18 protein-coding genes are annotated in these 13,152 nt (G+C 38.3%); all 18 read left to right on the top strand.

Annotated elements, in window-relative coordinates:
- Positions 1-19 precede the first annotated feature (19 nt).
- The 18 genes from C9J37_RS17550 to C9J37_RS17465 all read left to right on the top strand — a co-directional run bounded on the left by C9J37_RS17550 (position 20) and on the right by C9J37_RS17465 (position 13,139).
- Positions 20-472: a helix-turn-helix transcriptional regulator gene (locus tag C9J37_RS17550; protein ID WP_107896393.1), complete on the top strand. Its 453-nt coding sequence runs from the start codon at positions 20-22 to the stop codon at positions 470-472.
- A gap of 565 nt (positions 473-1,037) precedes the next feature.
- Positions 1,038-1,616 carry an Ntn hydrolase family protein gene (locus C9J37_RS17545; RefSeq protein WP_107896392.1) on the top strand — a complete coding sequence of 193 codons (579 nt, stop codon included), beginning with the start codon at positions 1,038-1,040 and terminating at the stop codon, positions 1,614-1,616.
- A 68-nt stretch (positions 1,617-1,684) separates the two neighbouring features.
- Positions 1,685-2,008, top strand: coding sequence for a hypothetical protein (locus tag C9J37_RS17540; RefSeq protein ID WP_107896391.1), 324 nt, complete (start codon positions 1,685-1,687; stop codon positions 2,006-2,008).
- A gap of 9 nt (positions 2,009-2,017) precedes the next feature.
- On the top strand, positions 2,018-2,896 hold the full coding sequence (locus C9J37_RS17535) for a terminase small subunit (RefSeq protein ID WP_107896390.1): 879 nt from the start codon (positions 2,018-2,020) through the stop codon (positions 2,894-2,896).
- Positions 2,874-4,337: a phage terminase large subunit gene (terL, locus tag C9J37_RS17530; protein WP_327440785.1), complete on the top strand. Its 1,464-nt coding sequence runs from the start codon at positions 2,874-2,876 to the stop codon at positions 4,335-4,337. The genes C9J37_RS17535 and terL overlap by 23 nt, the downstream gene beginning before the upstream one ends.
- 6 nt (positions 4,338-4,343) lie before the next feature.
- Positions 4,344-5,681 carry a phage portal protein gene (locus C9J37_RS17525; RefSeq protein ID WP_107896389.1) on the top strand — a complete coding sequence of 446 codons (1,338 nt, stop codon included), beginning with the start codon at positions 4,344-4,346 and terminating at the stop codon, positions 5,679-5,681.
- Positions 5,674-7,065 carry a minor capsid protein gene (locus C9J37_RS17520; protein ID WP_107896388.1) on the top strand — a complete coding sequence of 464 codons (1,392 nt, stop codon included), beginning with the start codon at positions 5,674-5,676 and terminating at the stop codon, positions 7,063-7,065. Before C9J37_RS17525 ends, C9J37_RS17520 begins: the two co-directional genes overlap by 8 nt.
- A gap of 11 nt (positions 7,066-7,076) precedes the next feature.
- Positions 7,077-7,289: a hypothetical protein gene (locus tag C9J37_RS17515; RefSeq protein WP_107896387.1), complete on the top strand. Its 213-nt coding sequence runs from the start codon at positions 7,077-7,079 to the stop codon at positions 7,287-7,289.
- An 81-nt stretch (positions 7,290-7,370) separates the two neighbouring features.
- Positions 7,371-7,595, top strand: a complete 225-nt coding sequence (locus C9J37_RS17510; RefSeq protein ID WP_107896386.1) for a hypothetical protein — start codon at positions 7,371-7,373, stop codon at positions 7,593-7,595.
- Between the two features lie 67 nt (positions 7,596-7,662).
- Positions 7,663-8,739, top strand: coding sequence for a DUF2213 domain-containing protein (locus C9J37_RS17505; protein ID WP_201262186.1), 1,077 nt, complete (start codon positions 7,663-7,665; stop codon positions 8,737-8,739).
- A gap of 13 nt (positions 8,740-8,752) precedes the next feature.
- Positions 8,753-9,205 carry a structural cement protein Gp24 gene (locus C9J37_RS17500; RefSeq protein WP_107896385.1) on the top strand — a complete coding sequence of 151 codons (453 nt, stop codon included), beginning with the start codon at positions 8,753-8,755 and terminating at the stop codon, positions 9,203-9,205.
- A gap of 14 nt (positions 9,206-9,219) precedes the next feature.
- A complete protein-coding gene (locus C9J37_RS17495) occupies positions 9,220-10,104 on the top strand; it encodes a DUF2184 domain-containing protein (RefSeq protein ID WP_107896384.1) in 885 nt (294 codons plus the stop codon).
- Positions 10,105-10,116: 12 nt separating this feature from the next.
- Positions 10,117-10,428: a hypothetical protein gene (locus C9J37_RS17490; protein ID WP_107896383.1), complete on the top strand. Its 312-nt coding sequence runs from the start codon at positions 10,117-10,119 to the stop codon at positions 10,426-10,428.
- Positions 10,429-10,439: 11 nt separating this feature from the next.
- Positions 10,440-10,799: a DUF4054 domain-containing protein gene (locus C9J37_RS17485; RefSeq protein ID WP_107896382.1), complete on the top strand. Its 360-nt coding sequence runs from the start codon at positions 10,440-10,442 to the stop codon at positions 10,797-10,799.
- Complete coding sequence (locus C9J37_RS17480) at positions 10,800-11,264, top strand: hypothetical protein (RefSeq protein WP_107896381.1); 465 nt, start codon at positions 10,800-10,802, stop codon at positions 11,262-11,264.
- Entirely contained in the window at positions 11,264-11,626 is a 363-nt protein-coding gene (locus C9J37_RS17475; protein ID WP_107896380.1) for a hypothetical protein, read from the top strand. The genes C9J37_RS17480 and C9J37_RS17475 overlap by 1 nt, the downstream gene beginning before the upstream one ends.
- Positions 11,626-12,129 carry a phage neck terminator protein gene (locus C9J37_RS17470; protein WP_107896379.1) on the top strand — a complete coding sequence of 168 codons (504 nt, stop codon included), beginning with the start codon at positions 11,626-11,628 and terminating at the stop codon, positions 12,127-12,129. The genes C9J37_RS17475 and C9J37_RS17470 overlap by 1 nt, the downstream gene beginning before the upstream one ends.
- The gene (locus tag C9J37_RS17465) at positions 12,129-13,139 is read left to right on the top strand and encodes a DUF3383 family protein (RefSeq protein ID WP_107896378.1); all 1,011 of its coding nucleotides are present in this window, start codon (positions 12,129-12,131) and stop codon (positions 13,137-13,139) included. The genes C9J37_RS17470 and C9J37_RS17465 overlap by 1 nt, the downstream gene beginning before the upstream one ends.
- The last annotated feature ends 13 nt before the right edge of the window (positions 13,140-13,152 follow it).

The following is a 13,152-nucleotide window of genomic DNA, read 5'->3' as shown; positions in this document are numbered from 1 at the left end:
ACTTAGGAGGGCAAACCTAATGGGCAAACAAGGGCAAAAAATTTATAACGCAACAGAGGTATTGGAGATTATTGATCGGTACAGTCATATGAAAAAAGCTTTGGGATTTGATATTGAAAGTCCGTACGCAAATGATATCATGGTCGCTGATTACGATAACATCGGAATGCCAAGAGGTAAGTATAAAATCAGCGATCCGACACCAAAGCAAGCATTTAAGAACAAAAGCATCCTACCAGAACGACTAGTGAAAGAGTACAATAGTAAAATCGATTTCATTGACGAATTTTCTACTCATCTAAAGAGAGAAAGAGATATTACCATTTTGCATTGGAGACTATCAGGTATGAAAACGAAACATATTGCTGAACTAGAAGGGATTACAGAACGTCATGTACGAAGAATTATCAGTGACATAGCAAAAAGAATGTCCGAAATGTCCGTTATGTCCGAAATGTCTGATGTTTCGTGAGAATGATTGGAAAATTGTATACTGTGAGGGAGGTCGGTGCGGTAAAGGTTTCCTCCCTTGGTATTTATATAATCCTAAATATTAGGGAAAGACAGACCGACGACCGACCCGCGCCGAGCAAATTTGTTCGGAGCAAGACATACATGGCCGGCCCATATTTTTTAAGAGATTAGGTATCTTAATTAATATAAAAGGCTAAAAATCGGAATAAGGAGTGGTTTTTATGTGAACTTCGTCCACTTTCCATAATTCAGTCAAACTTACTAAACGTGCACGGAAATGCACGAAAACAATTCGATTACAATAATAACGTGGTGTAGCTCTACCACGGTTGCTAGAAGTGAGCTAACTCGACATTTTTACTACAATAGAATAATAGACGAATGCAAGACCCCTTGAGCGGATTCGAGGGGTTTTATTTTGCTTTGAAAACTGCATCAAACAGCCAATTGGAGAATGCGCGAAATGCAAATAGAGGGCGGAGTTTGGTGTGGTTTTGAGAGCAGAAAGTTATTACATATATTTCTTCCCCTGGTTTATGATTAAAGTAAAAGGAGATGATAATATGAGTTTTATTTCAGCGGTTGCTATGGAGAATTTTGTTACAGTGGTGGCTGACGGAAGGCAAAGTAAGCCAGAAACAAAAGAAATAATAAGTGAAAATTTCATTAAAGTAAGGGGAATAAATGATAAACAATTTATCGCTCTTACTGGTGACGTAGGGGTTGCGGAAGCTGTTTTTAGTAAGTTTTCAGGCGGATTATTTTATGATTTGAAAAATAGTGCTGAGTTAATTCGTGATGAACTTGTTAAAAAAATAGATTTAAAACTTGCAAAATGCAACGGAGTGTTGGGTGGCAGAAACCAACTGAATGAAATTGTTCTTTATACTTTTTCTAATGATCCGAATCTTAGTATTGATGAATACAAACCTAAAGCAAGCGTTTTATCAAACGTAATGTTATCTAGTGATGAATTGACAAAGAAAGGTTTTAATGCGAATGCAGCATTCGAAAAAATCTATCAAGCTAAAAAACCGCGGACTTTAGATGATGTAATAAGTGTCCAAGCGGAGCTGAATGATATTGTATCGGACTTGGATATATCAGTAAATAAAGAGAAAACTATATTAATAATAACGTAAACCACATTTTATGTATGTGGTTTTTTCTTTTGAATAAAAAAAGCAACTAGCATAATGGGGTGATGCCATTGGATATCGTAGTTACGATTCCTAAGAGTGAATATAGAAATGATGATAGAGAAACCGTTGTTTATCAACAAGGTGATTACGAACAGTTTTGGCAACTGACAAGACGACCTAAAAACTTAAACATAGGCGATAGAGTGTATTTTGTGAAACACGGATACATTGAATCATCAATGAAAGTAAAACGAATTGAAGTAAAGGCAACTGCTACATGTGAAGTTACTAGTCGCACATGGAATGGTTGTCTTATTTTTATGGACGATTTAAGACATGAACAGTTAGAACAAGTAAGAGGCTTTCAGGGCTTCAGGTATAGGTGGTGGTGATCATGAAATATGGCTAATTGGGATGAAATACAGAAAGAGTGGGAAACCACAAAAATTACACTCGCTGATCTTGCTGAAAAGCATGAGATAAAGCTTGGTACATTAAAGAGTCGTAAGAGCCGTGAGAAATGGTCGAGGGATGCAACTGAAAAGGATGCAACCAAAACAACTAAGGTTGCAACCGTAAAAGAGGATGCATCCAAAGATGAAATTGTCTATTTTACCGATGATGACGATAATGGCTTAAATGATAAGCAACAGCTATTTGTCGCTTATTACGTGAAGTGTTGGAATGCTACTAAGGCATATCAAAAAGTTTATGGGTGTGCTTATACAACTGCAATGGTTGAGGGAAGTAAACACCTAAGAAACCCTAAGATTCGGGAAGAAATCATAAAGGTGCGAGATGGATTGACTGAGGATGCATTACTCGACAAACGTACATTAATTCAAAAGTGGATTGACATCGCCTTTGCTGACATCAAAGACTATATGAAATTTGGCAGACAGGAAGAAGTAGTGTACAACGAGGATGGTCAACCAGAGCTTGATATGAACGGCAATGTTAAAACTTACTCATTCAATTACGTGCATCTGAATGAGTCTGCTGAAATAGATGGCTCACTTGTTACAGAAGTTAAGCAAGGTAAGGATGGCATAACTGTCAAACTTGCTGACAAAATGAAAGCACTTGAGTTCTTGTCGAAACATATGGACTTACTTAACGAAAATGAGTTAAAGCAATTGAAAGAAGAAAAAGTTAAAGCTGATATTGCAAAGACTCGTTCTGAAACAAAAGGTAATGGCATTGCAACCGTGAGTTTAGTTGATTTGAGTAGTTTAACCACAGAGGAGTTGAGAGCACTTGCTGCAAGAAATAAGCGATGAGCAATTAGACGCGTTGGCCTATGAAGCAAGCAAAGAACTCGCTCGTCAGTTTTATCGGGATTATGTAGAATTTGTACACCGTGGGCATTATGAACACTACAGGCATACAGAGTTAATTTGCGAAGTGCTACAGCGTATTGCAGATGGTGAGCAACTTTCGGTGTTAATCGAAATGCCACCGCGTCATGGTAAGTCGATGACAGTGACTGAATCATTCCCAAGCTACTACTTGATGAAAAATCCAGATAAGCGAGTCATCGCGGCTGCTTATTCGGACGGATTAGCGAAAAAGTTCGGTAGGTTAAATCGTAATAAATTTAATGAGTATGCTCATGAATTGTTTAACATTCAATTATCCGAAGCGAACGCAGCCGTAAAAGACTGGGGTGTTGAAGGTAAACAAGGTGGCATGATAGCAACTGGTATTGGTGGTTCTATCACTGGTCAAGGTGCTGATCTGATGATTATTGATGATCCTATCAAAAACATGAAGGAAGCAAGCTCTCAAACTATCCGAGATAACATATGGGATGAATGGGAAGCGACACTTGTGACTCGTTTACACGATGGTGCATCTTTAATTGTCATTATGACGCGCTGGCATGAGGATGATTTAATCGGTCGATTACTTGCACGTAGTCCACGTAAATGGATTAGGTTACGCTTACCAGCAATTTCAGAGGATGAAGATGATTTGTTAGGTCGTGCTCCTGGCGAACCGTTATGCCGAGAACTAGGGTTTGATGAACGATGGGCAACAGATAAAAAAGTAGAGGTTGGTAGCCGTACATGGAACGCATTATACCAGCAAAGACCTTCACCAGCAGGCGGTTCCATCTTTAAACGTGAATGGATACGTTATTATGTCCGCACAGAAGAACAAAAGCGAGAATGGGGTTTAAGTGATGATGTGGCAGCATTACCAATTCACTTTGATAAGATGGCGCAATCTTGGGATTGTACATTTAAAGCCACAGATACAAGCGACTATGTAGCCGGTGGAGTATGGGCCAGAAAAAAAGCACAATACTTCTTACTGGATATTGACCACAGACGTATGGGCTTTGCTGATACGATGAAAGCTATTCGCGCAATGTCTGATAAGTGGCCAAATGCACGAAGTAAATATATTGAGGACAAAGCAAACGGTTCGGCTATCATCGAAATGTTAAAAGATGAGATTAGTGGAATCGTTCCGGTTGATCCCGAAGGTGGCAAGGAGGCACGCGCAAATGCAGTGTCTCCTTTATTTGAGGCTGGAAATGTTTATCTACCGCATCCAAATATGTGTTCATGGGTTGAGGACTTAATAGAAGAGCTTGTATCCTTCCCTAATGCAGCACATGACGATTTAGTGGATATGACAACGCAAGCATTGAATCAGTTATATACAAGCAATTCTAATCCTTTAGATCGTTATAAAAACTTATTAGGAAAGTAGGTGAGAATGATGAAAACAATTGACCAAGCAAAGGAATTACGCAATGACTTCATGCAAGGTAATGGCAAAGCAAATCATAAAGATAAGTTGACCAGACAGATTGCTGGTGTTGGCCGTAAACTATCTCATGATGAAATCACTAATTTATATGGTGATAGCCGCATTGTGCAAAACATCATTGATATACCAGCAGAGGATATGACACGCAATTGGTTCACTTTAAAAATGGAAGATGAACAATTAGCGCGTGACATTATGAGCAAGTTAGCAGATTTAAAAGCTAAGAAAGCATTTAAAGAAATGTTTATCTATGACCGTCTCCGTGGAGATGGTTTTATTAGTTTAGGCGTCACACAAGCTACTAGATTTGAATTAAGTGATGAACTTCCATTAGATAAATTGTTTACAGTGGACTATTTACATGCATTTAGCTCACAGAAAGTGAATGAGTTCCTAATCAATGAGGACGTATTCGATATTAATTACGGACAATTGGAGCAATTACGTATTAATCGAGCATCTAGTCATGGAACGCAAACACAAACAACTGAATCATCTGTACATGTCTCTCGTTTGCTCCACAGCCAATCAAGGAGAATGGAAGGGGAAGCGCAAGGAAGGTCACTATTAGAGCCGTTATACGACATTCTGACGGTTTTCGATACGTCTGTATGGTCTGTTGGTCAAATCCTTCACGATTTTACGTTCAAAGTCTACAAATCGAAAGATATTGAAAATCTAAGCTCGCAAGACAAAAAAGAATTGTCTATGATTATGGATTTTATGTTCCGTACAGAAGCACTTGCGATGATTGCTGACGATGAGGAACTAACAAAACAAGGTACATCAGTATCTGGTATCAAGGATTTACTTGATTTTGTATGGGACCTATTAGCTGGTGCTGCACGTATGCCAAAAACGGTTATTAAAGGACAGGAGTCAGGCACTATAACTGGAGCCCAATACGATGTGATGAACTATTACTCTCGTATCGTAGCTGACCAAGAGAACGAAATGAAGCCACATTTAGAAAAGCTTATTCGTATGTTGTTGATGGCTGAAAAAGAGTTAGGCGGCCGTATTGACCCAGAATCTTTAGAGTGGGAGATTCAATTCAACCCTTTATGGAATGTGGATGCTAAGACAGATGCTGAAATACGCAAGATTGTTGCTGAAACCGATCAGATTTATTTACTCAATAATATTGTTACAGCGGATGAACTACGTGAGGCGCGCTTTGGTCAGTTTGGTTTATCAGATACTCTTAAATTTAGTGGTGATGAAGCAGACCTAAAAGCGTTAGCAGACAGTGTGTACAGAGGTAGGCTTGGTGCCAATGGCTAAGAAAGTGCCCATTACACGTTTCCCAGACGCTGCAACAGTTAGTTATAGTCTAGCTATTGAAAAGATGGTTAATGAGCTTGGCTTAGAAACGATAAAGCTATTCGATAAGCATGTTGCGCCTCAATTAACAATTAGGCAAGATGCTGATTATACAGAGGATGGTCTATTTGATGGCATTAAGAAGATGTTTCTTTCGTTGAAAAACAAGGTAAGTAAGATTTTTTCGACTGCAAGTAGCGAACGTGCAGCATCTACATTTGTAAAGAACATTAATCGTTTCAACCGACACAACATTGAACAACAAATGAAGGTCAAAGGAATAGACCTTGTTGCTAATGAACCGTGGTTAAAGGATTTCCTGCACACGAAAATTACTGACAATGTAGGTTACATCAAAACAATTCATGAGGACTATTTTGAAAGTATCGAGAATGTTGTTAATGAAGGTCTGAAAAGTGGTTCTTCTATCAAAACAATACGTGAGCAACTCATGGGAGAAGTCGAAATTTCTAAAAATAAGGCACAGTTTATCGCTGTTGACCAAGCAGGTTCTATATTAGGTCAGATGACAGCGCAGCGTCATCAAAACATAGGTATTGTAAAATTTGAGTGGTATGATTCGGCTGATGAACGTGTAAGGAAATCTCATAAAAAACTAAGTGGAGAAACGTTTTCATATAGCGACCCACCAGATGTGAACGGAAGGAAAGTGTTACCTGGTGAGGATTATCGATGTAGATGCGTAGCAATTCCTGTTTTTGATGATGAGGAGGAAGAATTAGAAACGCAAGCTTCTTTCTTGAAAAATCGAAAAGAAATAAATGAAAATATACAACAAAATAATCCAGATATATCAACAGAGTTTAGGGATTACGTATCGACAGCAACAGAGTATGCTTTAGATAGAGTGCGAACGGATTTCCCGAAAGTAGATTTTGAGAATGTAATTGTAGATAACGGGCTATTTGTTGAATATGATGAGGAATTCACGGGCATAGCTGCTTACTTTAGAAGGACTCTCTATATAAACACGTCTTTCGGCTCTATTCAAAAGACACAGGAATTTATCGCGCAATCTGCTGAGGAAGGTATGTTTGTCAAGACTAAGCAGGGAGGAATGCAACAAGTAATTGCTCATGAACTAGGACATGCAATAGAAGAGCAATTAATTGGTATTCGTAATGTTGATTTCCAAAGCGAATTACACGAATTAGTGAAAAACTATAAGATCCGTGAGCAATTATCAGAATATGCAGAAGAAGAATATTTTTATGGAAATCATATGGAATTACTTTCAGAGGCAATAGCGCTACATTATTTAGGTGAAAGTACCGTTCTTTCAGAAAAAATAGTAAAATTGATGAAAGATTATGCAAAAAGGTAGGGTGAGTTTTCATGGTTATGGTTGTGAAACCTAAAGAATTAAGAGACATGCGTAAAAAATTGGAGCCGTATCTAGTTGGAGGTGGCTATAATCAACAGCCAGTACTCATTGATGAAGCGCCACAAGAAATACAAGAGCTGTATAGTGAATATCTTAAAAAAAATAAAAAGTTCCGAGAGAAAACTCGCGCATTTCGAGAAGTTTTGTATCAAGAAAATAAGTAAAAACGCCTAATTTATGCTAGGTGTTTTTATTTTGGTCAAATTTCTAAGCGTTTGGGATTTTAGAATGAGAGGATGATTTTAATGAATATACGAGAATTAGAAATACCAGTGAGCATTACGCAGCCTTTACCAGATGGACAAGTACGTTACACTAAAACAACTTACGTAGGAGATGTTTCAAACGATATTACTGTTGAAGGTAGCGTAGATGATGTGTTGAGAATTATAAAAGATGATCCAGAAAAAAACAACTCCAAACATTACTCTAAATGTCGCTCCATGTGTGAAAACAGAAGAAGTTGTTAATGTCATAAAGACTGGAATGAAGAAGGCATTTGAGTAACTGTATGTATTTTAGGAAGGAGGTGAAACATTGAAACTACAACGCTACGACACATCTTATATTAAAGACTACATGGAAACACCAGAAGGGTATTTAACGGTCAACGTGCCGATTACTCGCCCTGGTGTTTTTCCGTATCAACGACAAGATGGAACGGTACAAATGGAGGCGAAACTACCTGAGGATATATTCAGTGATCGCACTATTTATTCAGCACGTTCAAAGCCGGTTACAGATGGCCATCCAAATGAGCCAGTAACTATTGATAATTACCAAACCTATGCAAAGGGTATGAGCCATACAGATTCACGTGTAGAAGACTTCAAACTCTATATTTCGTTGACAGTGACAGATAAGACTCTCATCGAAAAGATACATGATGGATATAACGAAATCAGTATAGGCTTCTTATCAGATGTTGTTGCAGAAAGTGGCATATATAACGGCGATCAGTATGAATATGTTCAAAGAAATGTTGAAATTAATCACATTGCAATTGTGGAAAAAGGTCGTGCAGGTCCAGAAGTTGCGATTCGTGCAGATTCGGACGCATGGCAAATTGATGAAAAGGGAGGAAACACCAATATGGTAAAAATCAAAATTGAAGGTACAGAATACGAGGTAGACCCAGCAGTAAAGGCACATATTGATGCATTAAAAGCAAAAGAAGAAACAGCGAAGGTTAAAGGTGATAGCGCCGATGCATTGCAAGGTCGTCTAGATGCTTTAGATTTAACGATTAAAGCAAAGGATCAAGAGATTGCTACTTTGAAAGAACAAGTGCTATCCGCTGATGAATTGGATAAGCAGGTTGAAGTGCGTGTAAAGTTAATCGATGCAGCTAAACCACTTTTAGGTGATTCATTCGACTTCACAGGCAAAACAGATCGTGAAATTAAAGAGGCGGTTATCTCAACAACTAAACAGGATTTTAAAGGCGATGGTAAATCTGACGATTATATCAACGCCTTTTTTGATGCAGCAGTGGAGCAAGTACAGTTAAACGGTTTCTCAAGTACTGGTGCCAATAGTGCTTACACTGGTGATGCTGGTGGAGATAAAGATTTACAAGCATTAAAAAATGAACGCTTAAATATGCGTAAATAAGGAGGACATTCAAATGCCTATTACAAATTATCCTGACTACATGCAACCAGCAGGTAAAGCCGGTCAATTATCAAGCTACCAAGACTATACAGCGGACACGTACGCAGTAGAAGTAAAGGTGCCTTTTGGTGCAGCAGTACAATTAAATGCAACAGGAACAGCGATTAAACCAATTTCAACAGGTGGCACAGTGATTGGTGTTGCATTGGCGCAAAATATTCACGATTACGTAGAGAAAAGAGACGACCAGAACTATCCCGTTGGTGAACCTGCGGCAATCGTTAAACGAGGGCGTATTTTTGTGGTTGCTGGTGGCGATGTGATTAATGGCCAAGCTGTTAAAGTAGACCCTACAACACAAAAGTTCGTTGCATCTGGTGCCTCTGTAGTCGATGTATCAAGTGCTGTTTTCAAAAGTAATGCTTCATTAGATCAATTAGTAGAAATCGAAATTAACTTACCTTAAGGAGGAACTTATACATGGCTTTAATCCGTCCACAAGACTTAAACGCAATTGACAAACGTATTTACGAACCGCACGCTTCGGAGTTAAAAGCGCGTTCTATTTTTGCATTAAAAACAGATATTCCAGCAGGAGCGAAAACATATAGTTATGATGTTTTAACACGTTCTGGCGCAGCTAAAATCTTAGCTCCTGGCGCAACTGATGTGCCTTTAGTAGATGCGGATTTAACAGAAGAAACAGTGAAAATTTATTCAATTGCTGCAGCATTCAATATTTCTGTGCAGGAAGTACGCGAGGCACAAATGGCGAATCGCCCAATCGAAGTAACAAAGGCTGATACAGTGCGTAAAGCTATTGCCGAGAAAGAAAACCAAGTTGCCTTTTCTGGCGATAAAAAACACGGTATTAAAGGTTTAACCGATTCAGTAGGTATCCAAGTGTATGCCACTCCGCAAAATGCAGCCAACACTTCAACAAAGTGGGCTGACAAAACGGGTGAAGAAATCGTTGACGACATTATCGAAGCGAAATCTAAAGTAGATATGTTAAACGGTCATGAAGCTGATACATTGCTCTTAACACCTGATGCAAAGAAGCAACTACAAAAGAAAGTTTTCAATGAATTTACAAAGCAAACTGCACTACAGTACATTCAATCCGAAAACTTCTTTAAACGTATTGAAACAATCAATGATCTTAAAGGGAAAGGTTTAGCAAGCACAGATTGCTTCGTTGTTTTAGATTCTTCACCTGATGTTGTAGAGCTTGGTATCCCGATGGATATTACACGCCATCCACAAGAGTACGCCTTCCCGAACACAAAAGTGCCATTTGAGGAGCGTACAACAGGTTTAATTATCCGTTATCCAATGGCTATTTGCCGTGCGGATGGAATTTAAGGAGGGCCATCGATGTTAGTACAAAACAAAGGTAATCATTCATATACGGCTAATGGGTTAACACTCACGCCAGGCACAAATAAAGTCGATGAGAAGGAATTCGAACGTTTCCTTACTCATCCTTTGATGAAACATCTTAATGACAAAGGTGAATTTGTCTATGAAGGTGATAAAACAAGGCCGTCTGCAAAGGATGCGATTGCAATGATTGAAGATGCATTTGATATTGATATGTTAAAAGCCTTAAAAGCAGAAGATGACCGTAAAACGGTACTAGATGCCATCGACAAACGAATTGAAGAGTTAACTAATCCCGAAAAATAGGAGGGATAGACATGTTATTAACGTCATTAGAGCGTATTCGTATGCTAAGTGATGAATTTACTTCAATCGCTGATGAAAGGCTTACTATGTACATTGAGGATGCTTCGCTAGAAGTGTCCTCTTTAAATGTGCCAGAGCAATATCAAGAACGATTAACACGTTATTTAACTGCTCACTTAGCTATTTTAAGCATTACTAAAGACCAGACGGTAATTCGAGAAAAAGTTGACGTTATTGAACGTCAATATAGTGATCCAAGTAAAAACATTGGGCTTTTAGCTTCAAAGTACGGCCAAGAATACCAACGTATTTTAGGGGAGCTAGAAGAACAAATAAAACCGAAGAAGTCTATTAATTTGGTGGTGTTGTAAATGGCAAGAGTAAACGTAAGGATTACAGATACGAATAATATTAATCGTTTAAAAAACGTATTGAGAGAACTTAAAAATCACTCGGTTGAAGTTGGCATTTTTGGAAGCGATGAATACGTGATGATAGCAAGTGTACATGAGTTTGGGGCAACAATCCGACGAGGTGAAGGGACTATTACCATCCCAGAACGTTCATTTTTACGAACTACTTTCGACGAAAAAAATGAGGAATGGGTTAATTTTTTTAAAAGTCAGCTTAAACAAGTTCTTAGATTCCAAATGGATGTGCAAACACTCTTTAATCGGTTAGGCGCTCGTATGGTAGTGGATATTCAAAAGAAAATCACTAATTTAGATGCTCCACCCAATGCCCCTTCTACCATTAATAAAAAAAAATCTAGCAATCCACTTATTGATACGGGAGGCTTGCGTATGCGAGTCACTTATAAGGTGGTGCGAAAATAATGCCTAAATTAATGATTTTTAAAGAAGTTATTAAGCAAAATAGTGTTCCTTTTACGGCTTTATTAGATCAAGAAGGACATTATATTAATGGGAAATGGGTTTCTGGTAAACCTACAGAAGTTCCAATGTCAGGCATTATATTGCCACTAAACAATGATGATTTAAAGTACATCGAAAGTGGAGTGTACACAGTAAAAGAAAAGAAATTATATGTAGTGGAGCCCATTAAAGTAGATACCAAAGTGAAGTATAAGGGTGATACGTATACAATTCAGTCGTTTAAGGATTTAACGGAGTTTACCGATGTGCACATTTATCTCATGCGCTATAGAGAAAATACCGAAGGAGGGGGCAAAGTCTAATGTTTAGGTATGATGATATATGGCTACCTATGCAAAGTGGCCTCTCACGATATACAGGAATAGAAGTAATTCAAGCAGAGGGTATGGGGAAACAACCACCATATCCTTTTTTCTCTATAAAAAACATATCACCAGCAATAGGTGTAGGTCTGGTTACAGAATATGTAGAGAATAACACAATGACTATTGAACAAGATATAGAGATTATTTTATCTATCACATGTAATGGAGAAAAGATAGAGGATGCAGAGAATTACTCGAATAAGGCGCGTGGATATTTTTTAGGTAAAGGTACAATTGAACTATCAGATGCAAACATCGCAGTTGTAGAGGTGCTTGGCGCTAACAACCGTGATGTTTTTTTAACGGTTGATTATGAACGTCGTGTAGGCTTTGATGTTCGTTTACGAGTACGTGGTCGAGAGTCGTTTGAGATTGACGTGATAGAAAGCATCGATGCAATAGGGACCATAGAAAAAATCGAAATTAAGGAGGGGAATTAATGCCATTACAAGACGTTACAGTCACGATTGACATTAAGAAGCCATCAGCACTTATCGGGCTAGGTACACCGTTGATTCTAGCTAATAAAGCTGGAGAAAGTACTTACAAAGAATACCTTGATTTAGATGGTATCAAGGAGGCATTAGGTGATACATCTGATGGGTATAAGATTGCTAAACAAATCTTTGCGCAAGGAGATAATAGACCTGATAAAGTAGCTATCGCAACATACAGTACAGTGGCAGAAAATCCAATTACAGCAGTATCAGTATTAGAAAACTATTTTTATAATGATTGGTACTTTGTGATGTTGGATACTGGCGCAGCAACCGACTACAAAGAAATTAGCGATGCAGTTGAAGCCAAGGCTTTAAAAGTGGCGGCTCATATAGTTGATAACGAGCAAGATTTATTGATTTTAAAAGCAGGCAAGTATGATCGTACTTTTGTTATCCAACACAATGCGATTGCTGAATTACCACACGCGGCATTAATAGGACAAGTTGGTTCACGTCCTGTCGGTTCAGTTTCATGGAAGTTTAAAACGCTCAAGTTTGTAAAACCTCAAGACCTGACACCGACGCAATTAAACAATATCCATACTAACGGAGCTTTCGCTTATGTAACAAAGGCAGGTATTGACCAAACAAGTGAAGGTAAGATGATTAGTGGCGAATTCATTGACGTTATTCACGGTAAAGATTGGATTAAATTGAATATTGAGCAACAAGTTCAGTATTTGTTATCAACTAATCCTAAAATTCCTTACACAGACAGTGGTATTGCTCAAATCGAAAATGTGGTTCGCACCGTATTAGAAATAGCAGGGCAAAACGGTATTATCGCATCCGATGATGCTGGTCAATACCTATATACAATCAAAACAAAAGGAAGAAATGAAGTGTTAGCATCTGATCGTGCAGCACGTAAATACAATGGATTATCGTTTAGTTTTGAGCTAGCAGGAGCTATCCACGAAGCTACAATTCACGGTGATATTTTAGTGTAGGGGAGGAATTAAA

The sequence above is a fragment of the Lysinibacillus mangiferihumi genome (assembly GCF_003049665.1).
Lineage (GTDB): Bacteria > Bacillota > Bacilli > Bacillales_A > Planococcaceae > Lysinibacillus > Lysinibacillus mangiferihumi.
The sequence above is the reverse complement of the archived record's forward strand: the minus strand, read 5'-3'. Positions and strand labels throughout refer to the sequence as shown.